Annotated in this window: 18 protein-coding genes and 1 other RNA gene; 8 read left to right on the forward strand and 11 right to left on the reverse strand. The window is 73.8% G+C overall.

Annotated features, from left to right (window positions below; genetic code table 11):
• Positions 1-902: 902 nt before the first annotated feature.
• Positions 903-2045 (forward strand): MFS transporter, encoded by a 1143-nt coding sequence (locus I003_RS0123905; RefSeq protein ID WP_037721566.1) that lies wholly within the window; start codon positions 903-905, stop codon positions 2043-2045.
• An 88-nt stretch (positions 2046-2133) separates the two neighbouring features.
• Here I003_RS0123905 and I003_RS33025 read toward each other — a convergent pair whose 3' ends face one another.
• Together I003_RS33025 and I003_RS0123915 are read right to left on the reverse strand one after the other, a co-directional pair.
• Positions 2134-3522 carry an MFS transporter gene (locus I003_RS33025; protein WP_486584355.1) on the reverse strand — a complete coding sequence of 463 codons (1389 nt, stop codon included), beginning with the start codon at positions 3520-3522 and terminating at the stop codon, positions 2134-2136.
• 85 nt (positions 3523-3607) lie between these two features.
• The gene (locus tag I003_RS0123915) at positions 3608-3868 is read right to left on the reverse strand and encodes a YciI family protein (protein ID WP_027773826.1); all 261 of its coding nucleotides are present in this window, start codon (positions 3866-3868) and stop codon (positions 3608-3610) included.
• A gap of 24 nt (positions 3869-3892) precedes the next feature.
• Here I003_RS0123915 and I003_RS0123920 point away from each other — a divergent pair, with 24 nt between their 5' ends.
• Both I003_RS0123920 and I003_RS0123925 read left to right on the forward strand, forming a co-directional pair.
• Entirely contained in the window at positions 3893-4747 is an 855-nt protein-coding gene (locus tag I003_RS0123920; RefSeq protein ID WP_027773827.1) for a Crp/Fnr family transcriptional regulator, read from the forward strand.
• Positions 4748-4926: 179 nt separating this feature from the next.
• Entirely contained in the window at positions 4927-6075 is a 1149-nt protein-coding gene (locus I003_RS0123925; protein ID WP_027773828.1) for a PP2C family protein-serine/threonine phosphatase, read from the forward strand.
• Positions 6076-6179: 104 nt separating this feature from the next.
• On the opposite strand, the gene ssrA is transcribed toward I003_RS0123925, so the two are convergent.
• From ssrA to ftsE, 5 genes are all read right to left on the reverse strand, one after another.
• Positions 6180-6549, reverse strand: a transfer-messenger RNA (tmRNA) gene (ssrA, locus tag I003_RS35120).
• A gap of 113 nt (positions 6550-6662) precedes the next feature.
• A complete protein-coding gene (gene smpB, locus I003_RS0123930) occupies positions 6663-7142 on the reverse strand; it encodes an SsrA-binding protein SmpB (RefSeq protein ID WP_027773829.1) in 480 nt (159 codons plus the stop codon).
• A 17-nt stretch (positions 7143-7159) separates the two neighbouring features.
• Entirely contained in the window at positions 7160-8275 is a 1116-nt protein-coding gene (locus I003_RS0123935; protein ID WP_027773830.1) for a S41 family peptidase, read from the reverse strand.
• Positions 8276-8428: 153 nt separating this feature from the next.
• Complete coding sequence (gene ftsX, locus I003_RS0123940) at positions 8429-9340, reverse strand: permease-like cell division protein FtsX (RefSeq protein ID WP_027773831.1); 912 nt, start codon at positions 9338-9340, stop codon at positions 8429-8431.
• 30 nt (positions 9341-9370) lie between these two features.
• Complete coding sequence (gene ftsE, locus I003_RS0123945; protein ID WP_027773832.1) at positions 9371-10060, reverse strand: cell division ATP-binding protein FtsE; 690 nt, start codon at positions 10058-10060, stop codon at positions 9371-9373.
• Positions 10061-10276: 216 nt separating this feature from the next.
• Between ftsE and I003_RS0123950 the strand changes: the two genes are divergently transcribed.
• The gene (locus tag I003_RS0123950) at positions 10277-10474 is read left to right on the forward strand and encodes a hypothetical protein (protein ID WP_027773833.1); all 198 of its coding nucleotides are present in this window, start codon (positions 10277-10279) and stop codon (positions 10472-10474) included.
• A 174-nt stretch (positions 10475-10648) separates the two neighbouring features.
• Here I003_RS0123950 and I003_RS0123955 read toward each other — a convergent pair whose 3' ends face one another.
• The 4 genes from I003_RS0123955 to I003_RS0123970 form a co-directional block, all read right to left on the reverse strand.
• A complete protein-coding gene (locus tag I003_RS0123955; RefSeq protein ID WP_199784347.1) occupies positions 10649-11380 on the reverse strand; it encodes a hypothetical protein in 732 nt (243 codons plus the stop codon).
• Between the two features lie 303 nt (positions 11381-11683).
• Positions 11684-12805 (reverse strand): peptide chain release factor 2, encoded by a 1122-nt coding sequence (prfB, locus tag I003_RS0123960; protein WP_037721558.1) that lies wholly within the window; start codon positions 12803-12805, stop codon positions 11684-11686.
• A gap of 185 nt (positions 12806-12990) precedes the next feature.
• Positions 12991-14418: a serine/threonine-protein kinase gene (locus tag I003_RS0123965; RefSeq protein WP_027773836.1), complete on the reverse strand. Its 1428-nt coding sequence runs from the start codon at positions 14416-14418 to the stop codon at positions 12991-12993.
• Between the two features lie 128 nt (positions 14419-14546).
• Positions 14547-16250, reverse strand: coding sequence for a serine/threonine-protein kinase (locus tag I003_RS0123970; RefSeq protein ID WP_027773837.1), 1704 nt, complete (start codon positions 16248-16250; stop codon positions 14547-14549).
• 509 nt (positions 16251-16759) lie between these two features.
• Between I003_RS0123970 and I003_RS33030 the strand changes: the two genes are divergently transcribed.
• The 4 genes from I003_RS33030 to I003_RS0123990 all read left to right on the forward strand — a co-directional run bounded on the left by I003_RS33030 (position 16760) and on the right by I003_RS0123990 (position 24657).
• Positions 16760-20422, forward strand: coding sequence for an FHA domain-containing protein (locus I003_RS33030; protein ID WP_037721568.1), 3663 nt, complete (start codon positions 16760-16762; stop codon positions 20420-20422).
• 528 nt (positions 20423-20950) lie between these two features.
• Positions 20951-22312, forward strand: a complete 1362-nt coding sequence (locus tag I003_RS0123980; RefSeq protein ID WP_027773838.1) for an ABC transporter substrate-binding protein — start codon at positions 20951-20953, stop codon at positions 22310-22312.
• A gap of 21 nt (positions 22313-22333) precedes the next feature.
• Entirely contained in the window at positions 22334-23737 is a 1404-nt protein-coding gene (locus tag I003_RS0123985) for a carbohydrate ABC transporter permease (protein ID WP_027773839.1), read from the forward strand.
• The gene (locus I003_RS0123990; protein WP_027773840.1) at positions 23734-24657 is read left to right on the forward strand and encodes a carbohydrate ABC transporter permease; all 924 of its coding nucleotides are present in this window, start codon (positions 23734-23736) and stop codon (positions 24655-24657) included. Before I003_RS0123985 ends, I003_RS0123990 begins: the two co-directional genes overlap by 4 nt.
• Positions 24658-24943 lie beyond the last annotated feature (286 nt).

A 24943-nucleotide genomic window follows, 5' to 3' on the forward strand; every position in this document is an offset into this window, starting at 1 on the left:
CCGTCCCCGTCGCGGACGGGCACCCACCCCGTCGTGGGCACCCCGCATGCGCCTCCGTCACGGGCGGGCACCCACCCCGAGGTGGGGCCTCACCGCACACCGGCCTACCTCACGCACCGCCGCCCGCCCCGGCACGTACCCCGTACTCCGGCCTGCTCGGCGCAGCACCGTTCCGCCCGGCGCGTACCCCCGCACCCGCTCCACCCACCACGCCGGCCAGCCGCCGACACCGACGACCCGGGCCCACTGTCAGAGCAGGCGCATACCCTTGGGCGGGCGTGAGGGGACGTACGGCCCCGGGCGAACGATGGATCCCCCCGGCACGGGCACCCCCGCACACCGGCCCACCCACGCACCAACCCCCACCCCGGACCCGCCGCCCCCACCCCGCCCCGCCCAGACCTCCGCCCCGGCGCCCCCGCCCCTGACCCGCCCGTCGTCGCCGTCCACCAGGCCCGCCCGTCGCCGCCGTCCACCAGGCCCGCCCGTCGCCGTCGTTCACCAGGCCCGCGCCGGTGCCTCGTTCCCGCGCGTGGCGACCTCGGCCCTCCCTCCCGATACGTAAAGCCGTTCGCCGATTCCTCCGAGGCGCAGCCCCTCCGCGAGGATCGACACCCACCTCAGCTCACCGGTCTCCACCCCGCCCGTGCCCTCCGGTTCCCCGCCCGTGCCCCCTGACCTGCGCGCCCCCTCCGGTGAGGCCGCAGTAACGCACCAGTGCCACCCCTCCGTTCAGCTCCCTCACACGCCACCCTTCGACACGCTCGGCCCAACCCGGCATGAACATTTCGCGTTTGTTCCCCGACCGGCCGCCCGGCTTGGCTGAGCCCATGGCAAAAGTCGACGCGCTGTCCGTACCCATCGCCGCGCCACCCTCCTCCGCCCACGGCGGGTGGCCCGCGGTGGCGACCGTGGCGGCCGGCACCTTCACCGTGGTCACGTCCGAGATGCTGCCGGTCGGTCTGCTCACACCCCTCAGCGGTTCGCTGTACGTCAGCGAAGGCACCGCCGGGCTGACGCTCACCGTCACCGGCCTCGTCGCCGCCTTCTCCGCTCCGCTCGTCACCGCGGCCGTCGGCCGGCTCGACCGGCGCTTCGTCCTCTGCTCCCTGATGGTGCTCCTGGCCACGGCCAACGCGCTCGCCGCCTGGTCGCCGAGCTTCGCCGTGATCATGGCCGCCCGGGTGCTCGTCGGCATCGGGCTCGGCGGCGTCTGGTCGCTCGCCGGCGGGCTGGGGGTGCGGCTGGTGCCGCCCGCGGTCGTCGGGCCGGCCACCTCGCTCATCTTCAGCGGCGTCGCCGTCGCCTCGGTCGTGGGCGTGCCGGCCGGCGCGTACGTCGGTGAACTCGTCGGCTGGCGCGCCGCGTTCCTCGCCGTCGCCGGGCTGGCCCTCCTCGTGACCGCGGCCATGGCCGTGCTGCTGCCGCCGCTGCCCGCCGCGGAGGCGGTCGCCCTCGGCGGCGTGCTGCGGCTGGTCGGCAACAGCCGCGTGACCACCGGGCTCGCCGTGGTCTTCCTGCTGGTGACGGGTCACTTCGCCGCGTACACCTACGTGCGTCCCCTCCTGGAGGACCTCGCGGGCGTCGGCCCTTCGGTGATCGGCACCCTCCTGCTGGTGTACGGAATCGCCGGTATCGCCGGCAACTTCGCGGCCGGCGCCCGCGTGGGCCGGCGGCTGCGCGGCACCGTGCTGGTGATCGGCCTCACCCTCGCGTGCTCCCTGCTGCCCGTTCCGCTGGTCGGGCTGTCGGTCGCCGGTGCGGCGGCCCTGCTGGTCGTGTGGGGCCTCGCGTACGGAGGTGTGTCGGTGAGTACGCAGACCTGGCTGGGCCTGGCCGCCCCCCGGGCCCGCGAGGGCGCGACGTCGCTCTTCGTGGCCGTGTTCAACGGGGCCATCGCCCTGGGGGCGTTCACGGGTGGCCTGATGGTCGACGGCTTCGGTACGGGGTCAGTGCTGTGGCTGGGCGGGTCGCTGGCGCTGGGCGCTCTCGCGGTGACGCTGCTCGGGCGCGTGCCCGCGCCCCAGACCGCCACCGCCCCGTAGCACCGTCCCTGACCGGCACCGCCGCGTAGCACCGTCCCATATGCACGGCCCCATGACCCCTCCCCCCGGACTCAACTCTCCCCCCGTGTCAGGACGCTGTCCGGCCCCATGGCCGACCGCACCGACCCCGGACCCCGCTGACACGCCAACCGGCCATCCCGCCATCCCACCAACCCGCCACCTCACCCCACCGTCCGCGCCCCGTCCCCCCGCGCCCCGTCGCCATCCGTCGCGTCGCCCGCCTCCGCCCCGCCCCGGCCCCCCGCGTCGCCAGCCACACCGCCGTGCCCACCGCCGCCACCCCCACCGTCGCCGCTCCCGACCCCGCCAGCACCGCGCGCGACCCGAACGCGGCGACCAGCGGCCCGCCGAGCGCCGCGCCGGTCGGTGTCGACGTGAGCAGCACCGCGCCGCGCGCCGCGAGCACCGTGGTCAGCCAGCCCTCCGGAGTGCGGTTCTGGAAGAGGGTGAACGACAGTGCCGGGTACGGGCCGTACACCGCGCCGCCCAGCGCGAAGCACGCCATCGCCGTCGCGGTCCCGGCCCCGAGCCCGTACGGGAGCAGCAGCGTCGCCCCCCAGCCCGCGACGATGCCGAGCGTCACCGGCCACAGCGGCAGCTTCCGCAGCGCACCGACGGTCAGCCCGCCGACGACCGCGCCGACGCCGAAGGCGGTCCAGAAGAGGCCGAGGAGCCCGGCGTCGCCGTCGAGCACACCGGTGATGTAGAGCGGCAGGGCGACCTCGACGGGGCCGTAGAGGGCGAAGAACAGCCAGGTGAGAAGAAGGATCGCGAGCAGTTCGCGCTGCTGGGCGAGGAGCCGCAGCCCGCGGCCGGCGGGACGGGGCTCCGCGTCGGGGCGTTCCCCGATGCCCGGCCCCAGCCGGGCGGTCTGCACGGCGAGCACCGCGTACGTCAGGGCGTCCAGGCCGATGATCCACGCCGGGCTGACGGCCGTGGCGAGGAACCCGGCCGCGGCGGGGCCGGCGACGATGCTCATGGACATGCTGGCGCCGAGCAGGGCGTTGGCGGCCAGCCGGTGCTGCTCCGGCAGCACTTCGCCGACCAGCGTGAACTTCCCGGCGTTGCCCCAGGCGGTCAGGACCGACGAGCAGCCGAGCAGCACGACGTACGTCACGGGGTCCAGGACCCCGGCGCCCCAGGCCAGCGGGACGCAGCCCAACAGGGTTCCGCGCAGCGCACAGTTGGCCGTCAGCAGGTGCCGCGCGGGCAGCTTCCGCAGCCACCGGCCGAGGAGCAGCACCCCCGCCGCCCCCGGCAGCGCGTACGCGGCGAGCGCGGCGCCGACGACGAGGCCCTCGCGGCCGTCGGGGGCGATGACGAGGGCCAGCCACGCCACGGCGACCATGCTCATCCCGCCGCCCAAGTCCGAGGCCACGAAGGCGGGCAGCAGCCGGCGCAGCCGGGGGTGCGCGAGCACGGGGCGGTAGGCGCGCGGGACGAGGGGGCGGGTCACGCCGACAGCGTGCAGGGTGAACCAAGGTCGAGGTCAAGGGGCGGGCGCACGGGCGGAGGCCGGGGAGCTCGGCGGGGCGACGGGGTCACAGGGGGACGACGGGGGTCCACTCGCGGACGCCGACGACCTCGACACCGGGGGTGCGGTAGTACGGATCGTCGGCCATGATCGCGCCGAGCCGGTCGCGGGTCGTGTCGAAGACGAGCAGGGCCCCGGAGTCGTCGGCCCAGGGGCCGGCGGCGAGGAGGGTCTTGTCGCGGTGGAGCCGGACGAGCCGCTCGCGGTGGGCGGGCCGGGCGGCGAGGCGGTCGGGGGTGGAGGCGAAACGCAGTTCGAGTACGAGCATGGGAGGGACGGTACGGTCGGGGGTGTGAGGGGATCTGTATCACCCGATACACGAAACGGAAGACCGCCGGAGCCGGACCCCGGACCCGCCGCGGCACCCGACCCCGGTCCCGCGTCGGCGGACCCCGGACTCGCGTCGCCCGGCCCCGGCCCCGGCCCCGGCCCCGGACCCACCGCGCCGGACCGGGCCGCCGCGCCGGACGCCGGGGCGTCCGCCGTCCTCCGGGGTGTACCGCTGCTCCGCGACCTCCCCCCTGCCCGCCTGCGCGCCCTCTGGCGCCGCTCCGTTCCCCGCCGCTACGCCGCCGGCGATGTCCTGCGCGCGGCCGGGGATCCCGCCGGGCACCTGCTGCTCCTCCTCGACGGCCGGGTGGCCGCCACCGTCGTGTCCGCGGCCGGCCGGGTGGTACGGGTCGGGGCGTGGGCGGGGCCGTGTGCGCTGGACAAGGTCGCGGTGATCGACGACCGCGGCCACACCGCGACGTTCACCGCCCTCACCCCCTGCACCGTACGCAGCCTGCCCCGCGCGGACTTCCTCGCGCTCGTCGAGGACGCCGCCGCCGTACGCGCCCACGTCCTGCGCACCCTCGCCGCCCAGGCCCGCGACCAGCAGACCCGCTTCACTGCGACGGCGACCCTCCCCACCCCCGCCCGGCTCGCGGCCTGGCTGCTGGCCGAAGCCGCCCGCCTCCGCTCCACCCGCGTCCCCCTCCCCGGCGGGCAGCAGCCCCTGGCCGACCACCTCGGCGTCACCCGCGTCACCCTGAACCGGGCGTTGTCCGCACTGCGCCGCGAAGGGGTGCTGAGGTACGCCGGCGGCGAGGTGGAGATCGTCGCGCCCGAGGCCCTGGCGCTGCGCGCCACGCCGGGAAGCCGCTGACCGTACCGCCGGCGGACGCGGCCCGCGAGCGGCCGGCCCGGGCCCGCCGCCTGCCCGTAGCCGAGGGCAGCCCTGTCCCCGCCCCTGATCGGTCGCACGGTGGGGTCGCCTCCCCTGCCGTGATCTATTCTCGAATAAATCAGAACATAACGAGCAAATTGACCGAAGGGCGCCCGCACATGCGACTCCCGCCGCGCGGCGGCCACCGCCGCGACGCCGGAGGCGCCGAGGACCGCGCCCGGCACGGCGTCTTCCCGATTCCGTACATCCTGTACCCCTTGCTGATCCTCGTCATCGTCGTTGCCGTCGACATGGCCGCTCCCCCCTGGCTGCACACCGCGCCGCTGCTCGGCGCCGCGCCCGTGGTGGCGGCGGCGATCTCCTCCGTACGCGTCACCGCCGCGGTCGGCGCCGCCGTGATCGCCCTGACCGTGGCGCTGGAGGACTCCAACGGCGTCCTGGGCGAGATCAGCGCCGACGTGACCCTCGCCGCCCTGGCCGCCGTGGCCGTGGCCAGCATCGCGGCGGCCGTCATCCGGGAAAGGCGCGAGGCGGAGCTGAAGCAGGTCCGCTCGGTGGCCGAGGCCGCGCAGCTCGCGCTGCTGCGGCCCCCGCTGCCGCGGATCGGCCGGCTCGTCGTACGCGGCGTCTATCTCGCCGCCGAGGCCGAGGCGCGGATCGGCGGGGATCTGTACGAGGTGCTGCACACCAGGTACGGCGTCAGACTGCTCATCGGCGACGTACGGGGCAAGGGACTGCCCGCCATCGGGGTCTCCGCCGTGCTGACCGGGTGTTTCCGCGAGGCCGCCTACCGGGAGCCCACCCTGGGCGAGGTGGCCGGGCGTTTGGAGGAGACGGCCCAGCGGGAGATCAGGCGGGACGACCCGGCGGAGCTCTTCAGTGAGCGCTTCACCACCGCCCTGCTGGTGGAGATCCCGCCGGACGAGCACGTCGCGCGCATCGTGCACCTGGGCCACCCCGAGCCGCTCATCATCGACGGCCACACCGTCACCGCCCACCTGCCCGAGCGGCCGGGCGTCCCGATCGGGCTCGGCGGGCTGGTCGAGACGCTGCCGGTCCCCCAGACCATCGACTTCCGCCCCCGCCAGCGGCTGCTGCTCTACACCGACGGGTTCATCGAGGCCCGTGACGAGCACGGCGCCTTCTTCGACCTCGCCGCCAGCGCCGCCCGCCACACCGACGGCACCCTGGACGACCTCGTCGCAGGGCTGCGCGCGGACCTTTTCCGGCACACCGGCCGGCGGCTGGCCGACGACGCCGCCCTCCTGGCCGTCGAGCGCCTCCCCGACACCCCGCCACCGCTCTGACCGCACACCTTCGCCAGCGGCCCTGACCCGCGCGGCGAAGCCGCGCAGAAACGACGAAGACGACGCCGCCCGCGGTCACCGCGGGCGCACGTCGTCTCTCGTCTTCGTGGAGATGGCGGGAATCGAACCCGCGTCCAACGGTGCAGGGACAGGACTTCTCCGAGCGCAGTCCGCTTCGTTTTTCTCGGCCCCGGAGATCACGCGGACAAGTCTCCGACGGGCTCAGTCACTGTGGTGTGTCCTGCTACACCCCGTGACCGGGTCTAGCAGTGGAGTTCCCTAGCTGATGCCAGGATCCGGGTCGGGAACAGCCCCGGGCTGACACTTCGCAGGTCGCTACTTAGGCAGCGAGGGCGAAGGAATCGCGCTTGGTGTTGGCGATTATTTGTTTCGGCCTGTGGTTAACGAGATCATGGCCGCTTCCTCGGCTCGCTTCTCCTGTTCCGACAGCCGCTGTCGAAACCGATCATCCCCATGTGGTGTTGTCAAGGTGCGCAGCCCACGCTGAGCCGCCACTGACAGGATAGTCGAAGAACGCCGCCGCATGCCAGCGCATTCCCCCACCGTGCGGCGTGCGTCCGCGCAGGTCAGCCGCGGAACCTCCGCCGGGCCGCGGAGATCGCCTTCTGCGCCTCGCGGTTGTCCTGCTTCTCGCGCAGCGCCTGCCGCTTGTCGTACTCCCGCTTGCCGCGCGCCAGCGCGATCTCGATCTTCGCCCGGCCGTCCTTGAAGTACAGCGCCAGCGGCACGATCGTCAGCCCGGTCTCCTGCGTCTTGCCGATCAGCTTGTCGATCTCGGCCCGGTGCAGCAGCAGCTTCCGCTTGCGGCGCGCGGTGTGGTTCGTCCACGTACCCTGCGAGTACTCCGGGATGTGCACGTTGTGCAGCCAGATCTCGCCGCCGTCGAGGTGTGCGAAGCCGTCGGCCAGCGAGGCCCTCCCCTGGCGGAGCGACTTGACCTCGGTACCCGTCAGCACGAGCCCCGCCTCGTACGTGTCGAGGATGAGGTAGTCGTGCCGCGCCTTCTTGTTCTGCGCGATCAGCTTGCGACCCGTCTCTTTAGCCATAGCCGGGCCATTGTCGCCTAGACGCCGCTCCCGAGGCCACTCAAAACCGTGCGGGCCTCCGCCTCGGCGTCCCGGTCGCCGGTGACGGCCAGGTCGAGGTCGGGGGTGACGCCGACGCCCTCCAGGCTGCGCCCGGCCGGGGTGCGGTACTCGCCGACCGTCAGCTCGGCGACGGAGCCGTCCGGCAGGGCCTTCGGCATCTGCACCGTGCCCTTGCCGAAGGTGCGGGTGCCGATGACGACGGCGCGCCCGCGGTCCTGCAGCGCCCCGGCCAGCAGCTCGGCGCTGCTCATCGTGCCGCCGTCGACGAGGACGACCAGCGGCGTCACGGTGTTCCCGCCCGGCCGCGCGTACAGCGCCTGCTGGCGGCCCTCCAGGTCGTACGTCGCCACCACCCCGTCGTCGAGGAAGCCCGAGGCCGCCTCGACGGCCTCCACGACCAGGCCGCCGGAGTTGCCCCGCAGGTCGAGGATGAGGCCGTCGCTGCCGCGGGCCCGGGCCGCCGCCCGGCGCACCTCCGCGCCGCTGCCGCGGGTGAAGCTCTCCACCCGGATCACGGGGGCCGCGGCACCGTCGTCCTCGGGCCTGTCCTGCCGTACGGTCACGGGCTCGGCCCTCAGCTCCACCCGGCGCACGGGCCGCGCCCAGCGCCGCTCGCCGCGCTGCAGCGCAAGCACCACCGTGCTGCCACGCGCCCCCTCCCCCAGTTGCTCGCCGCGCAGCAGCGCGACGACTTCGGTGACGGGACGGCCGGCGACCGGGGTGCCGTCGACGGCGCGCAGCGTGTCGCCGGCGCGGATGCCCGCCTCGTCGGCCGGGCTGCCCTCGCCGACCTGGGCGATCTTCACCTCGCCGGCTCCGCCGGTCTTGATCCACAGGCCGACGCCGACGTACTTGCCCGCCAGCATCCGTTGCACGGACTCGTACTCACGCGCGCTGTACGCCGTCGACCAGCGGTCTCCGCTGCGGCTGACCAGCTCTCCCGCGGAGTCGGCGGTGCCGCCCTCACCGGTGCGCGGTTCGTAGACCTGCTCGTCGGCGACGCTGCCGGTGAGCACCCTGGGCGGGCGCTCGGCCTCGCCGGGCCAGGATCCGGTGGCGGCGCCGGTGGCCAGGACGCTGACGAAGACCAACGTCAGGGAGGCCCCGCGGCGGAAGGCGCTGCGGGGCCTGTCGCTGTCAGACGAGCCCGACATGCCGCTGAGTGTAGGACAGCGGCGGGTGCCGTATGGGGAGTTGACCCCTCCACAGCACGCACGTGGCCTACGACACACCCGCCCCGATTGTCAGACCTTGAGGTACTTGCGCAGGGCGAAGAAGGCGGCGATACCCGGCATGAGCAGTCCGATCGCCACGACGAGCGGCAGCACCCGGATCACTTCGTCCCAGCCGATGAAGTTGATCAGGAGGATCTTGTCCGCGAGCCAGTTGTCGATCAGGAAGTGCTTGCCGCCGACCAGCAGCACCGCGGCGAAGCTCGCGCCGATCAGCCCGGCGACGGCGGCCTCGACGATGAACGGCAACTGGATGTAGACGCTGGACGCGCCCACCAGCCGCATGATCCCGGTTTCCCGCCGTCTGCTGAACGCCGACACCCGTACGGTGTTGACGATCAGCATGATCGCCACGACGAGCATCAGCGCCATCACGCCGATCGCCGCGTATGTCATGCCGTTGAGGAGGTTGAACAGGCTCTCCAGCACATTGCGCTGGTCCTGCACCTCCTGGACGCCCGGTCTGTCGGCGAAGGCGCTGGTGATGACCTCGTACCGTTCGGGATCCGTCAGCTTGACGCGGAAGGACTCCTGCATCTGGTCGGGCGTGAGGGAGGAGGCCAGCGGGGAGTCGCCGAACTGCTCCTTGTAGTGCTTGTACGCCTCTTCGCTGGACTCGTACTGGACGCTCTCGACGACGTCCAGCGCCTTCAGGTCGTCCTGGATCTCCTTCTTCTGCTCCGCCGTGACCGCGCCCTTCTCGCAGTTGGGCGAGGTCTCGGCGTCCACTTCATTACAGAAGAAGATGGAGACGTTGACCTTGTCGTACCAGTAGCCCTTCATCGTGTCGACCTGCTTGCCCATGAGCCAGGAGGCTCCGAAGAGGGCCAGCGAGAGGGCCACGGAGACGATCACCGCGAAGGTCATCGTCAGATTGCGGCGGAGACCGACACCGATCTCCGAGAAGACGAACTGGGCGCGCATGCCCGTCCTTTCAGCTCCGGGGGCAGCAGCTCAGTGCTGGTATCCGTACACACCGCGCGACTGGTCGCGTACCAGCCGCCCCAACTCGAGTTCGATGACGCGCCGGCGCATCTGGTCGACGATCTGCTGATCATGCGTGGCCATGATCACCGTGGTACCGGTCCTGTTGATGCGGTCGAGCAGCTTCATGATGCCGACCGAGGTCTGCGGGTCGAGGTTGCCCGTCGGCTCGTCCGCGATGAGGAGCATCGGCCGGTTGACGAACGCCCGCGCGACGGCCACGCGCTGCTGCTCACCGCCGGACAGCTCACCGGGCATGCGGTCGCCCTTGCCGGCCAGGCCCACGAGGTCGAGCACCTCGGGAACCGTCTTGCGGATCTGCCCGCGGGGCTTGCCGATCACTTCGAGGGCGAACGCGACGTTCTGCGCGACGGTCTTGTTCGGCAGCAGCCGGAAGTCCTGGAAGACGGTGCCCAACTGGCGCCGCATGTGCGGGACCTTCCAGTTGGACAGCCGGGCGAGATCCTTGCCGAGCACATGCACCTGACCGTGGGTGGTCCGCTCCTCGCGCAGGATGAGCCGCAGGAAGGTGGACTTGCCGGAGCCCGACGACCCCACGAGGAACACGAACTCGCCGCGCTCGACCTCCAGCGAGACGTCCTGGAGCGCGGGGCGGTTCTGCTTGGGGTACATCTTGGTGACGTTGTCGAATCGGATCACGCTGGGCTCCCTGTCGCGGTCGCAGGTGACCTTACGCGAATGCGGAGGGCGTGCGCAGTCGCCGTGGGCGGTTGGTGCGTTTCGTCACGGACAAACCGCCCGGGGTGCGGGCGGGGAATCCGTTGACGCGCGCCGATTCGGTCCGGACCTGGCACAGTGGTAGGGGGAGAAGTGGAGTCGGCGGGGCACGATGAGCGAAGCGGGAGGAGGAGGCACATGACACGCGACTGGCTGGTCTGCGCGAACTGTGCGGGGCCCGTGAGCGAGGGCCGCTGTTCCGTCTGCCGGGCGAGCAGGGAGCGCATGCGCCAGGAGAACGGCTGGCCCGGCGTGACGTCGACCACGGTGTGGATACTGCTGGCGCTGCTGGCGGCCGTGGCGGCGGTGCTGTTCCTGCAGCAGCGGACGGCGTAGCCGCCGCGGGGTCCGCGAGGCGGGACGGGGCACACACAGGCCGGGCCCGTAACTGTGATCTGTACCACATTCCACTGGTCAGCGGTGCCGGACACCGCGAACCGGAGCACGCGAAAGGGCCCGGAGCGCATCGCTCCGGGCCCTTCGTATCGCCTGTGCGGCGTGCGCCGTGGCTCAGGCAGCCGTCTCGTTGCGGGTCATCAGCCGCGGCAGCAGCCGGAAGCCGACGCCGCCGGCGATGATGCTGGCCGCACCCACGAGCAGGTACGTGGTGCCGCTGGAACCGGTGTCGGCGAGCTGCTCCTGCGGCTTGCTGTCGCCGGCCGGCGAGGGCTCGCTGCCGCCGGAGGTCGACTCGGCCTCGCAGATCACGCTGTCGCCGTCCAGCTCGCAGTCGTCGCCGCCGCCGGTGCCGCCGGTGGTCTGCTGACCGCCGGTGGTCTGCTGGCCGCCGTCGTCGCCGGAGCCGCCGTCGTCACCGGAACCGCCGTCGTCGGCACCGCCGTCGGTCGTGGTCTCGCCGGTGGTCTCACCCGTGGTCTCGCCGGTCGTCTCACCGGTGGTTTCGCCGGTGGTCTCACCGGTCGTCTCACCCGTGGTCTCGCCGGTGGTCTCACCCGTCGTTTCGCCGGTGGTCTCACCGGTCGTCTCGCCGGTGGTCTCACCCGTGGTCTCGCCGGTGTCGCCGTCCGAGTCGCCGGTGCTGCCCTCGATGAGACCGGCGATCACGCCACCGGTGTCGTCGCCACCCTGGCTGTCACCCGACTTGACCTCGATCTCGACCCGCGTGTCGCCGCCGTCGTCGCCGGTGGCCTGTGCGGCACCGGCGGCGGCAAGGGAGGCCCCGCCGGCGATCAGCGCGCTGGCGGCGACTCGCGCCACCCGTACACGCACCTTGTTCGTCATTCCTCGCTACCCCCAGTAGCCGTACTCGTCAGTGGGCTGGCGTCGGTACGGGGCCTGTTCGCGGCGGGCTTACCCCCCTGAGTCACACGAACCCCACACACCTACAAAGCTCGGCGGCAAGCCTCTCCGGTATTCCGTGGAGCGTCAAGCGAGTTGAGACGTGGTTGTACCTTTTTCCGGCCAATGTCCGGGGTAAGTGGTGCACGACTGTGACACTCGCACCGGCACGCGCAACGCCCGCGGTCAGCGGTGGAATTGCAGCGGATGAACAGACCGCGCACCCGCCCCGGCGACCGGCGGAACTCAGCCGTCTGCGGCGGCCTGCTCCTGCTGCTTGCGCCAGCGGATGCCGGCCTCCAGGAAGCCGTCGATCTCGCCGTCGAGCACGGCCTGCGGGTTGCCCACCTCGTGCGTCGTGCGCAGGTCCTTGACCATCTGGTAAGGCTGCAGCACGTACGACCGCATCTGGTTGCCCCACGAGCCGGCGCTGTCGCCCTTGAGCGCGTTGAGCTTCGCCTGCTCCTCCTCCTTGCGCTTGGCGAGCAGGCGGGCCTGCAGCACACGCATGGCGGCGGCGCGGTTCTGGATCTGCGACTTCTCGTTCTGGCAGGAGACGACGATGCCGGTCGGCAGGTGCGTGATGCGGATCGCGGAGTCCGTGGTGTTGACGGACTGCCCACCGGGCCCGGAGGAGCGGAAGACGTCGATCCGGATCTCGTTCTCCGGGATGTCGATGTGGTCGGTCTGCTCCACGACGGGCAGCACCTCGACGCCGGCGAACGACGTCTGGCGGCGCCCCTGGTTGTCGTACGGGGAGATGCGCACCATGCGGTGCGTCCCCTGCTCGACGGAGAGGGTGCCGTACGCGTACGGGGCCTTGACGGCGAAGGTCGTCGACTTGATGCCGGCCTCCTCCGCGTACGAGGTGTCCAGCACCTCCGTCGGATAGCCCTTGTGCTCGGCCCAGCGCAGATACATGCGCTGCAACTGCTCGGCGAAGTCGGCGGCGTCCACGCCGCCCGCCTCCGCGCGGATGTTGACCATCGCCTCGCGCTGGTCGTACTCGCCGGACAGCAGCGTGCGCACCTCCAGCTCCTCGACCGCGCGCCGGACGTCGGACAGCTCGCCCTCGGCCTCGCGCTGCGTCTCGGCGTCGCCCTCGCTCTCGGCGAGCTCGAAGAGGACCTCGAGGTCGTCGATCCGCCCGCGCAGCTCTTCGGTCTTGCGCAACTGACCCTGCAGGAGGGAGAGCCGGCTGGTGACCCGCTGCGCGTTCTCGGGGTCGTCCCAGAGGGCGGGGGCCGCGGCCTCCTCTTCGAGCGCGGCGATGTCTGCCCTCAGCTTGTCGAGGTCGAGCACGGCCTCGATGGAGTCCATGGTCGAGCTGAGGGCCTTGAGCGATTCGGATACATCAGGTGCTGCCACGCCACCAGAGTACCGCTGGATACTCCGACCGCAGGTGGCGCGTATCCGCGAAGGCGGATCCGGCGGACCGGGCCGGCCGGGCGGACCGGGGAGCGGCCCGCTGGACCGCCGGAGGAGGTGCGGACAGGCGCAGGTCCCGGGCCGCGGTGCGGGGCCCGCGCCGCGGGGAGGCGTACGGGAGGGGGTCAGGGTTCCGAGGTGGCGGAGCGGTCGCCGCCACCGCCGTTCCCGCCGCCGTCGTCGCCGCCCGACGCGACCAGCCAGCCGCCGACGCCCGCGATGGCGATGACCGCCGCCGCGACCGTGAGCTTCAGCCGCCCCTTCCGCCCGACGGGCGCGGGGGCACCGCCCTCGCGCCGCCTCGTGCCCGCGCGGGCGGCGCGGGCCGAGCCCGGCCGCGGCTGGCCGGCCAGCCGCGGCACGCGCGCGGTGCCGCGGGCGCCGCCGGCCAGCTCGTCCGCGCTGGGCATGCGCATGCTCGTATGGGTGTCCCGGTTGGAGTCCGGCGCCGCGGACCGTACGAGCGGCACCGAGCCGCGCAGCGGCGCTCCCCCGGCGCCGGTCACGCCCGGCTCGCCGGCTCCGGCCAGGGCCCCGGCGGGGGCCGCCGCGCGGTCCACGCCGAGCCGCATCGTGTGCGGCGACCCGCCCGGGTCGTCCGTCCCGTCCGCCGACTCCTCGACGTCCAGCGGCGGCAGCCCGTCCAGATCCGGCAGGATCTCGCGCAGCCGGGCGGCCAGCTCCACCGCCCGCAGCCGCGAGGCCGGCGCCTTCGCGAGGCACTGCAGCAGCAGCTCCCACAGCTCGTCGGGGATGCCGGGCAGCGGGGCGACGGTCTCCGTCACATGCCGGCGCAGCACGGCGCCGGGGTGCCCGCCGCCGAACGGCGTGAAGCCGGCCAGCAGCTCGTACAGCACCGTGGCCAGGGCGTAGATGTCGACGGCCGCGCGCGCGGGCAGGCCCTCGACGATCTCGGGCGCGACGTAGTCGGGGGTGCCGATGACGCGGCGCTGGGTCGGCACCCGGGTGCCCGCGGCGGTGCCGCCGCGCCCGCGGGCGGGAGTGGGGGTCCCCCCACGCCCCCCGGACGTGGGGGGAGGCTGCGGGGCGCGGCTGGGGGCGTCGATGAGCTTGGCCACGCCGAAGTCGGTGAGCAGCGCCGGCGGCGCGCCGCCGGGGCCGGCGGGGGCGTCGGAGTCCAGCAGGACGTTCTCGGGCTTGACGTCCCGGTGGACGAGACCCGCGGCGTGCGCGGCGGCGAGCGCCTCGGCCACGTCGGCGGCGATGGCGACGGCGGCCTGCGGCAGCAGCCGGCGGTCGCGGTCCAGCCGGGTGCGCAGGTCCGTACCGCGGACGAGGTCCATGACCAGCGCCAGGTCGCGGCCGTCGACGACGAGGTCGCGGACGCCGACGACGCGCGTGTGGTCCAGGCTCATCAGCGCGGTGCGCTCCTGCAGGAAGCGCTCGACCAGCTCCCGGTCCTCGGCCAGGTCCTCGCGGAGCAGCTTGATGGCGACCGGTCCGTCCGGGCCCTCGCCGAGCCAGACCGTGCCCGCGCTGCCGCGTCCGATCACCTGATGGGCGGCGTATCGGCTGCCGATTCTGCGTGCCATGACGTCAAAGCTACGCGGCGTCGCGGACGTTGGGTGCCGGACCGGCGCGGAAACCCCCCGTGGGTGTCGACTTGTCGGCATGCTCACCGGCCGGCATGCGGTTCACGGGCCGGGGCGGGCCCCGGTGGTCACTGGCCCGCACCGTCCCCCAGGCCGTCGAGCCCCTCGGTGACGCCGTTGACGCCGTCGTTGATGTCGTCCTTGGTCTTTTCTGCGTCCTCGGCGGCGTCGTTGAAGTCGGAGATCCAGTCCTTGAGGTCGGTGGCCCAGTCCGAGACCTGGTCCCAGAAGCTCGTGCCTTCCGAGATCCAGTCCTGGACGGGGGTCAGCTCCCAGATCAGCCACGAGCCGACGACCAGGATGAGGACCGTGAACAGACAGCCCTTGAGGCAGCCGAGCCCGGGGATGCGCATCGGGTTCGCGCTGCGCCGGCGCTCGCGCGGAGGCTGCTGGGGCGGGGGCGCGGGCTGCTGCGGCCGTGGCTCGTAGCGCTGGGGCGGCGGCTCACGGCGCGGCGGCGGGGCGGCGTACGCCTCGGGCGGCGGCTCGCGTCGCTGGACGCGCCGCGGCGGGCGGCGGCGCAGGGGGTCCTCGCTGGGGTCGAGGTAGCCGATCTGCTGGGTCTGCTCGCCGCGGTCGCGGGCGGCGCGCATCTGGGTCTCCCAGGGGTGCGGGCCCTCCTGCTGCGGCGGACCCTCGGCGACGGGCATGACGCGGGTGCCGTCCTCACCGCCGGGAGCCTGCGGGCCGTGCGCGGCGGCGGCTCCCGCCGCGCCGGCGGGCAGGACGCTGGTGGCGGCGTTCGGGTCGTACGCGCCCTGCTGCCCGGGGCCGCTGCCGCTGCCCGCCGGAAGGATCTGCGTGGGGTCGGAGGCTCCGGCGCCCGTGCCCGGGACCTGCGCCGGGTGCGGGTCGGCGGCGAGCAGCGCGGCGACGCCGAGGGCGGCGGTCGCCTGCTCCGGGGTGGCGCCGGCCACGATGCCGGCGGCCACGGTGCGCAGCCCGCGGGCCAGGTTCTCGGCACTGGGGCGTTCGTCGGGGTTCTTGCGCAGGCAGGACTGGACGACGGTCCACATCGGGTCCGGCAGGCCCGGCGGGCGCTGCGCCTCCTGGTTGAGGTGCTGGTGGAGCACCTCCAGGGCGGAGGTGCCGCCGAAGGGCGGACGGCCGGTCAGCAGTTCGTACAGCAGGATGCCGGCGCCGTAGACGTCCACGGCCGAGGTCTGGGGGCGGCCCTCCGCGGACTCGGGGGCCACGTACGCGGGCGTGCCGACGAACTCGTGGGCGCGGGTCAGCCCCGGGGAGTCCGCGAGCCGGGCGATGCCGAAGTCGGTGAGCATCGGCTGCATCCGGTCGGCCCCGTCGGGCCCGGTGCCGTTGGCGAGCAGCACGTTCGCGGGCTTGAGGTCGCGGTGGACGATGCCGTCGGCGTGGCTGGCGGCCAGCGCGTCCGCGATCTGGGCGGTGAGCAGGGCGGCGCCCACGGGCGTGAAGGGGCCGTTGTCGCGCAGGTAGCGGTGCAGGTCGGGGCCGTCGACGAGGTCCATGACGAGGGCCAGCAGATCGCCCTCGACGACGAGGTCGCGGGTGCGGACGATGTTCGGGTGGGTGAGGCGGAGGAGCGCGGAGCGCTCTCGCAGGAAGCGCATCACCACGTCGGGGTCGCCCGCCAGCTCCTCCTTGAGGACCTTGATGGCGACCACCTCGCCCGGGCTGCCCGCCACAGCGGCTTCCGCCCCCGCCGTCTCGCGCTGGCGGCCACGCCACACTGTCCCCGTGGCGCCGCGCCCGAGCGGCTCTTCGAGGAGGTACTTGCTGCCTACCGGCCGCACGTCATGCGCTCCCTGGTCGTGATCGTTCCTGCCGGCCCCGGACCGGTCGGTTCGTGGGCCATCTGCACCACTCTAGTGGCGTCGCCACGGCACCCGCCGGGCTCGCCCGGCACCGGGGCCGGCTTCCCGGTGCCCTCCCTGGCCACGGGTTTTCCGGAAGACGCCTCCTGCTTCTCTGCCGACCCCCGGTGGTTCCGGCACCCCCTGCCGACGCAGTACCCGTTCGCGGCCCGCTCTCACCCGTGCCGTGCTGCCGTATCCCCCGTGGGCAGCCGTTCCGTGACGCCTGTGCGAAGAAAGGACGTCAGCCTCCGGTCGTTGGTTGCCCCGTAGGACTGACGAAGGCGTCAACAGTGGTCCGTAACGGCAAATTCTGAGTCGGAGCCGGGGCAGGAAGCGGCCATACAAGATCCACCAACACCGGCCCCGCAGCGGGCTGTCGGTGGGAGATGGGAATATGACCGCGGCCCTCGAATCGGCCCTGCCCAGGGAAGGGAGCGGTGACCGGCATGCAGATCCGGCTGACCGTCCAGGCGACACGCGGCGGCGCCGCCGCCCGCGGTCGCGATGTGATCGTCACCGCACCTGCCGGCACGACACTGGGCGCCGTGGCCGGCGGCCTCCTCGACGCCGCGGCGGCAGCCGCGAGCGGCGGAGGCGCCGCGGGCGGCACGGGGGGAGGCGCGGGCGTCGCGGTGTACGCGGGCCGGCGGCTCCTCGACCCGGACCGCACCCTTCTCGGGGAGCCCCCGCTGGTGGACGGCGCGGTCCTGAGCCTGGGCGGCCCCGCCGACCCGGGCCACGACCGGCCGGCGGAGGCGGACGCGACGGCGGTCACGAGCCTGCGGGTGGTGGCGGGCCCCGACGCGGGCGGGGTCCACCTGCTGCACGGCGGCCAGATCCGGATCGGCAGATCCGCGGACGCCGACGTCCCCCTGGACGACCCGGACGTCTCCCGCCTCCACTGCGCGCTGACGGTCGCGCCGGACGGCGGCGTCACGGTGGCGGACCTCGGCTCCACGAACGGAACGACGGTCGACGGCACCCCGGTGGGCACCGCCCCGGTGCCGCTGCGGGCGGGCGCGGTGCTGCGGGTGGGGGAGTCGGCGCTGCGGCTCTCCGCGCCGGCGGGGCCGGGGGCCGGGCAGGCACCGGGGGAGGCGTCGGCGGAGCACAGCCGGGTCCCGGAGCAGCGCCGGCCGGGGGAGCGGGGCACGACGACGGGCCTGGGCGCCGGCTGGCCGGCGGGCGGCGGCCCGCAGTACGGGGGCACGGACGCGGACGAGGCGCACGACCGCGGGGGCACGTACGGCGCGCAGAGCGCGGGATCCGGTGGCACGGCGGCCGGTCCCGGCCGCGGCGGCGGCCCCGGTGCGCACGACGGCGCGGGCGACGCACCGGCCGCGCCCGGCTCGGCCGCGGCGGACTCCGGGCCGGGAGCGGACGGAGGCGCTGACGCCGGGCGCGGGGCGGCGGAGTCCGGTGCCGGCCGGGCGCGGGGGCGTAGCGGCGCGGAGAGGGCGCGGGGACCGGGCGACTTCTCGTCGCGCAGGGGCGGTACGCCCACGCGGGGCACGGTCGTGCCGCCGGAGTTGCGCTCCCGCGGCGGGGCCGGGGAAGCGGCATCCGTACCGGAGCCGCCGCGGCGCGGGATCCGGGCCTGGGCCCGCCGGCTCGGAGGGCGGGAGGGGGCCGTGGCGCTGGCAGCCGCCGCCCGGGCGACCGGCACCGTCCGCGCACACAGCGGCGCGGCAGACCTGCACGAGCGCTATCCGGACGCCGCCACCATCCTGCTCGCGGCGCTGGCCGACGAGGCCGCGTACGGACCCGGCGCCCCCGCCGGTCCCACCCCCCCGTCCCCCACCTCCGCCCCCACCCCCGGCGACCGCTCGGGCACCACCCCCGCGCCTCACCCCCAGCACCCCGACGACACCGAGCGCCCCGGTGCGCGCGGGCTCGTCTTCTCCCGCGGGAGCTCGCACGCCGACGCGCTCGTGGTGCGGCTGGGGACCGAGTTCCGCACCGGGGGCGGCACCGCTCCCCTCACCGTCGACCTGCGGCGGGCCGGGTCGCTCGCGCTCGCCGGGCCGCGCGGGCGGCTCGCCGGGCTCGCGCGCTCGGTCGTGGCCCAGCTCGCCGCGCTGCACGGACCCGACACGCTCGAACTCGTGCTGGTCGCCGCCGACCCGGCCCGGCCGCACGAGTCGCGGGTCGGGGACTGGTCGTGGGCCGGCTGGCTCCCGCACGTCCGGCCGCGGCAGGGCCAGGACTGCCGGCTGCTGGTCGCGTACGACCGGGAGCAGGCGGTCGCGCGCGTGGGCGAGCTGCAGCGGCGGCTGGAGCAACCGGTGCCGGGGACGCGCAGCGTGATCGTCGTCGACGGCGATCCGGGCACGGCCGCCGCCCGCGACGCCCTCGCCCGGCTCGCCGAGCACGGACCCGCCGCCGGTGTGCACGTGGTGTGCCTCGCCGAGACGGCACCCGCCACCCCCGCCTCGCCGTTGACCGCCACCTACGCCGCGGCCGGCGACGCCGCGCCCGCCTTCGCGGCCTGCGGCGCGGTGGGGCTGCTCAGCGGCGACGTGGCCACCGGCCTGCGCCTCCTCCAGCGGCCGGAGGGCACGCCGGGCGCCGCCGCGGAGCCGGGCGTTCCCGGGGCCGCGGCGCCGCCCGGGCCGGCGGACGGGCCCGCGGCGGATCCGTACGACGCCGCCCGCGACCCCTCCCCCGCGACCTCCTACGGGACCGGACGCGCCCGCCTGCGCGGCGACGGCTTCGCGGCCCCCGGCGAACCCGCCGCGCCCGGCGGCTGGTTCGAAGCCGCCGCCTCCGGGCAGGGCGCCGCGGGACCGGCCGGGACGGTCGACGCGGTGTCGGCGGCGTGGGCGGAGCGGCTGGCCCGCGCCCTCGCCCCGTACGGCGAGCGCGACGACGCCGACGGCACCCACCCCGCCCGCCGCGGCACCCTTCCCGGTGCCGTACGCCTCCTGGACGAGCTGGACCTCGCCCGCGCCACCCCCACCGCGCTCACCGCCCGCTGGCTGGAGTCCCGTGCCGGCGCCCCGCGCGTGGGCGCGGTGCTCGGCGCGGGCCCCGCCGGGCGGCTCATGGCGGATCTCGCCGCCGGTCCGCTGGCGGTCGAAGGTGCCGCACGGGGCGGGAAGTCGGAGCTGCTGCGTTCGTTCGCCGCCGCGCTGGCGGCCGGGGAGCCGCCGGAGCGGCTCCAGTTGGTGCTGGTCGACGGCGCGGGGCGGGAGCGGGGCGACGCGCTCGGCGCGGCGGCCGACCTGCCGCACGTCTCGGGGTACCTGGTGGCGTCCGACCCGGTGCGGATGCGGGAGTTCGCGCAGGAGCTGGGGGCGGAGTTCAAGCGCCGGGCGGCGCTGTACGCGCCGGAGGGTGAGCCGGCGCCGCAGGGGCCGGCGATCCCCGGGCCGCGGGCGGCGGGCGAACCGCGGCCGGGCGGCGCGGCGGACATACAGACGCCGCAGAGCAGCACCCTGCGCCTGCGCCCCCGGTCCGCCGCCGGGGAGACGGTGCCGGAGCCAGGGGCGGGGACCGGCGCGGGAGCGGGACGCGGTACGGGCACACCGGCCGGCGCAGGCGCCGGGACCGGGGCAGGTGCCGGCCCGCGCACGGACGGCGCCACCGCGCCGCGACGCCCCGCCCCGCCCGCCGTCGTGGTGCTCGTCGACGACTACGACGCCCTCGTGGCCCCCGCGCTCGGCAGCCCCGCGCGCCCCGCCGCGGGGTCGGTCGTCCGCGTCGTGGAGGCCATCGCCCGCGACGGCGGCCCGCTCGGCATGCATCTCGTCACCGCCTCCGCGCAGCCCGGGGCGACCGCGGCGACCGCCGCCGTCTCCGGCGCCGCGCACCACGTCGTGCTCGGCGGCGACGAGGTGCCTCCCGGGCGCGGGGTGTTCTGCACCGGAGGGGCGGAGCCCGTGCCGTTCCAGGCGGCCCGGGTCACCGGCCGGATCCCCCGTACGGCGACCGCGCGGCCCACCGTGGTCCCGCTGGAGTGGGCCCGCATGGGCTCACCGCCGACGAGCCGCCCGCTACGCGAACTCGGCAACGGCCCCACGGACCTCGCCCTCCTCGCCAGCGCCCTCCAGCGCGCCGCCGGTGCGTCCGCCGCCCAGCCGGACGACAGCCGCGCCCCGTCGCCGTAGCGCCCGCGGTCTCCGGACCGCCTTCCCCGGGTCTTCGCACCGCGGCCGGACGGTCGGCGTGTACGTACCTCGCACCCTTCGTACGCGCCCGCAGCGGCACCCCCCTGCCCTCAACGTCCCACTCGCACCATCCGCCCCACCCGTCCCCCCAGCAACAATCTGCCATCCCGCTCGTCTCCGCCCTCCCTCCAGCGCGCACACCTTCCCTCCACCGGCCGAACTCTCGCCCCACCCCGCGCTTCCGCACCTTTTTTCCCTCAAGACCCCTCTGACCAGCGGTTCTTGCGCCTCCTCCGGCTTCGGGCACCCCGTTCCCGCCTTCACCTCCCGAACGCTTCCCCATCACGGACGGATCACGAAACGGCCGCTGAGAGGGATTGCGTACCAGGCACTATTGCGACGCCGCCGGTCCGGGCGTAGGACATACCCCACAGCATTTCGCACCGGTAAAACGGCACAGCCCTCGCGGGGCAGGACTGTGCCGGCACGGGACAACCCCATCTGCCCCGCGTTCCTGGGGAGGCTGGGATGCAGCAGGTGAGAGTCGTGCGTGCCGCGGTGGCCATGGTCGCCGCCGGCGCGCTCGCCGTGACCGCCGCCGGGTGCGGCAGCGACGGCGACGACGACAACGGTGGTGGCGGCGGGAAGTCGGACAAGTCCGGTTCCAGCGTCAAGCTGCCGAAGCTGGACGGTGAGTCGCTGCGCGTCGGCGCCGTATGGACGGGGCCGGAGCAGGAGAACTTCGAGAAGGTTCTCGACGGCTTCGAGGAGCAGACCGGCGCTTCGGTGGAGTACGTGCCCACCGGCGACAACGTCGCGTCCTTCGTCCGTACCCAGGTCGCCGGCGGCAAGCCGCCGGACGTCGTGTTCGCGCCGCAGGTGGGCGTGTTGCAGGAGTTCGTCAAGGAGGGCTGGGCGAAGCCCCTGAACGCCGCCGCGAAGAAGGAGCTGGGCAAGAACTTCTCGCAGGGCTGGCAGGATCTGGGCTCGGTGGACGGCGAGCAGTACGGCGTGTACTGCAAGGCGGCCAACAAGTCTCTGGTCTGGTACAACACCACGGCCTTCGAGAACGCGGGCGCCCAGGAACCGGAGGACTGGCAGGGCTTCCTGGACACCGCGCAGCTCGTCTCCGACTCCGGCGTGCCGCCGGTGGCGGTCGGCGGTGCGGACGGCTGGACGCTGACGGACTGGTTCGAGAACATCTACCTCTCCCAGGCGGGTCCGGAGAAGTACGACCAGCTCGCGGCACACGAGATCCCGTGGACCGACAAGTCGGTGAAGGACGCCCTGACCACCCTCGGCGAGCTGTTCGGCAATGACACGCTGATCGCGGGCGGCGCCAAGAAGGCGACGAAGATGGCGTTCCCGGACTCGGCGACCGCTCCGTTCGCCGACCTGGACAACCCGAAGGCCGCCATGGTCTTCGAGGCCGACTTCGTCGGCGCCTTCGTCAACGAGACCGACGCGAAGGTCGGCGAGGACGCGAAGATCTTCCCGTTCCCGGCGGTCGGCTCGGACAAGCCGGTGGTCACCGGCGGCGACGCGGCCGTGACGCTGACCGGCTCCAAGGGCGCGCAGGCGCTGCTGACGTACCTGTCGTCCACGGAGGCGGCGCAGGCGTGGGCGGAGCCCGGCGGTTTCATCTCGCCGAACAAGAACATGGACATGGGGTCGTACCCGAACGACGTGCAGCGTGAGATCGCCCAGGCGCTCATCGACGCCGGGGACGACTTCCGCTTCGACATGTCCGACCAGGCGCCCGCCGACTTCGGCGGCACCGCGGGCAAGGGCGAGTGGAAGGCGCTGCAGGACTTCCTGGCCGATCCCAAGGACGTCGAGGGCGCCCAGCAGGACCTCGAAAAAGCCGCTGCCGCGGCGTACAAGAGCTGACGAACGGAGCAGGGAGACCTGATGTCGACCTCGTCGGCGGGGGGCGCGGCGGAGTCCGCCGCGCCCTCCCCCCTCGCCCCGCCGGACAGCTCGTCGAAAGAGAACTCGTCACCGCAGCAGAAGCAGAGCAAGCCGCCCAGGTCCGTCGTACGGACCAAGAGCTGGATCACGGTGGCGTTCCTGCTGCCGGCCGTGGTCCTGCTCGGCGCCCTGGTGCTGTATCCGATCGGGTATTCGGTCTACCGCAGCCTCTTCGACATCTCCGGCGACAAGTTCATCGGACTGGACAACTACACCGAGCTGTTCAGCGACGACCGGATCCGCACGGCACTGCGCAACAACCTGATCTGGGTCCTCGTCGCGCCCGCGATCTGCACGGCGCTGGGCCTGATCTTCGCCGTCCTCACCGAGAAGGTGCGGTGGGGTACGGCGTTCAAGATGGTCGTCTTCATGCCGATGGCGATCTCGATGCTGGCGGCGGGCGTCATCTTCAGCCTCGTCTACCAGAACGAGCCGGAGCGCGGCGCCGCGAACGCGGCGTGGACGACGATCCACGACACGTTCAGCGACCCCGCGCCCTGGCCGGGCGCCCGCCCGCGCCCGAACAGCGATCTGAAGGGTCCGGACAAGGGGCCCTTCACCAGCGACGCCACCGTCAGCGCCGGGCAGACGGCGCTGCTGCCGCTGGTCGCGGTGAAGCCGCAGGACGCGGCGGACGAGCAGCCGGCGGCGAAGCCGCAGGCCGCCGGCGACGGAGTGAGCGGCACGGTGTGGCTGGACTTCAAGCCCGGCGGCGGCGAGCCCGACGTCGTCGACAGCGGTGAGAAGGCGCTGAAGGACATCAAGGTCGAGGCCGTCAAGGACGGCAAGGTCGTCGCCTCGGCCACGACCGCGTCCGACGGTACGTTCACGCTGCCGGCCGCGGCCGACGGTGCGCAGTTGCGGCTGCCCGCCTCGAACTTCGCGGAGGCGTACGGCGGCGTCGACTGGCTCGGTCCCTCGCTGGTGACGCCGGCGGTGATCGCGGCGTACGTGTGGATGTGGGCCGGCTTCGCGATGGTGCTGATCGCGGCCGGACTGGCGTCGGTGCCGCGGGAGCTGATGGAGGCGGCGCGCGTCGACGGCGCGAACGAGTGGCAGGTGTTCCGGCGCATCACGGTGCCGGTGCTGGCGCCCGTGCTCGGGGTCGTACTCGTCACGTTGATGATCAACGTGCTGAAGATCTTCGACCTCGTCTACATCATCGTGCCCAGCGCCCGGCTGGAGGACGGCAACGTACTGGCCGTCGAGCTGTTCCAGCAGGCGTTCGCCGGCACCCGGCCCGACCTGGGCGTGGGCAGCGCGATCTCCGTCGTGCTGCTGCTCCTCGTCATCCCCGTGATGATCTTCAATATCCGCCGCCTGCGAAAGGAGTCCGGCCGATGACCACCGCAGCAGCGGCGGAGACCGCACCGAAGCCGGAACCGCGGGAGGCGAAGAGCGAGGCGCCGGCGAAGGAGTCGGTCGCCTCCCGCATCGGCCGGTACCTGGGCGGCGGCGCGGTCCGGGCGTTCCTGGTGATCGTGGCGTTCCTGTGGCTGACCCCGACGGTGGGCCTGCTGCTGTCGTCGTTCCGTGATCCGGCGGACATCGCCACCACCGGATGGTGGAAGGTCTTCGGCGACCCGGGGCAGCTCACCACGGAGACGTACGACAAGCTCTTCGGCAACGACGACGTGATGGGCGCGCTGCCGACGACGATCTGGATCACCGTGCCGTCCACCCTGCTGGTGGTGGTCATCGGCGCGCTGGCGGGCTACGCCTTCGCGTGGATGGACTTCCCCGGCCGCGACTGGGTGTTCCTTGCGGTGGTGGGCCTGCTGGTGGTGCCGGTGCAGGTGGCGCTGATCCCGATCGCGTCGCTGTACAAGGATCTGAACCTGTTCCACACGATCACGGGCGTGGTGCTCTTCCATACCGCGTTCGGGTTGCCGTTCGCCATCTTCCTCCTGCGGAACTTCTTCGCGGAGATCCCGCGGGAGCTGCTGGAGGCGGCGCGCATCGACGGGGCGAGCGAGCTGCGGCTGTTCTTCCGCGTCGTCATGCCGCTGGGAGGGCCGGCGATCGCGGCGCTGAGCATCTTCCAGTTCCTGTGGGTGTGGAACGACATGCTGGTGGCACTGGTCTTCGCCGACCCGGGCAAGCCGCCGCTGACGGTGGCGGTGCAGCAGCAGACGCGGCAGTTCGACAGCAACATCGAGCTGATCGCGTCCGGCGCGTTCATCTCGATGATCATCCCGCTGGTCGTCTTCTTCGCCTTCCAGCGGCAGTTCGTCTCGGGCGTGATGGCGGGCGCCGTGAAGTAGGGACGTACACACGCACGCAATACGGCCGTCCGGGGATTCACCCGGGCGGCCGTACCGTCGTAGCGGGGAGTGCGTGGCGCCGCCGCTACCGTGGCGGAAAGCAGAAACAAGGACATGGCGACCAGCGGACCGTCCTTCCGCCGCCGCCCGCCCAGGGATGTGCCCGTGCCCCGGTTCAGCGCCCTCGTCCCCGCGTACGGGGTCGCCCGGTGTGCCGCGAGGGCCGCGGGGCGGGTGCCGGGGACGGGGCGCCAGGCGGTGGGACGGTGAGCGGGGACGGAAGCGG

Source organism: Streptomyces sp. CNQ329 (assembly GCF_000482585.1).

Excerpts from the sequence above, each read along its gene's own strand:
- I003_RS0123985 (WP_027773839.1), top strand. The coding sequence starts at position 22,334 with ATGTCGACCTCGTCGGCGGGGGGCGCGGCGGAGTCCGCCGCGCCCTCC.
- I003_RS0123965 (WP_027773836.1), bottom strand. The coding sequence starts at position 14,418 with ATGGCACGCAGAATCGGCAGCCGATACGCCGCCCATCAGGTGATCGGA.
- I003_RS0123950 (WP_027773833.1), top strand. The coding sequence starts at position 10,277 with ATGACACGCGACTGGCTGGTCTGCGCGAACTGTGCGGGGCCCGTGAGC.
- I003_RS0123955 (WP_199784347.1), bottom strand. The coding sequence starts at position 11,380 with ATGACGAACAAGGTGCGTGTACGGGTGGCGCGAGTCGCCGCCAGCGCG.
- I003_RS0123925 (WP_027773828.1), top strand. The coding sequence starts at position 4,927 with ATGCGACTCCCGCCGCGCGGCGGCCACCGCCGCGACGCCGGAGGCGCC.
- I003_RS0123990 (WP_027773840.1), top strand. The coding sequence starts at position 23,734 with ATGACCACCGCAGCAGCGGCGGAGACCGCACCGAAGCCGGAACCGCGG.
- I003_RS0123915 (WP_027773826.1), bottom strand. The coding sequence starts at position 3,868 with ATGCTCGTACTCGAACTGCGTTTCGCCTCCACCCCCGACCGCCTCGCC.
- I003_RS33030 (WP_037721568.1), top strand. The coding sequence starts at position 16,760 with ATGCAGATCCGGCTGACCGTCCAGGCGACACGCGGCGGCGCCGCCGCC.
- I003_RS0123980 (WP_027773838.1), top strand. The coding sequence starts at position 20,951 with ATGCAGCAGGTGAGAGTCGTGCGTGCCGCGGTGGCCATGGTCGCCGCC.
- ftsX (WP_027773831.1), bottom strand. The coding sequence starts at position 9,340 with ATGCGCGCCCAGTTCGTCTTCTCGGAGATCGGTGTCGGTCTCCGCCGC.
- smpB (WP_027773829.1), bottom strand. The coding sequence starts at position 7,142 with ATGGCTAAAGAGACGGGTCGCAAGCTGATCGCGCAGAACAAGAAGGCG.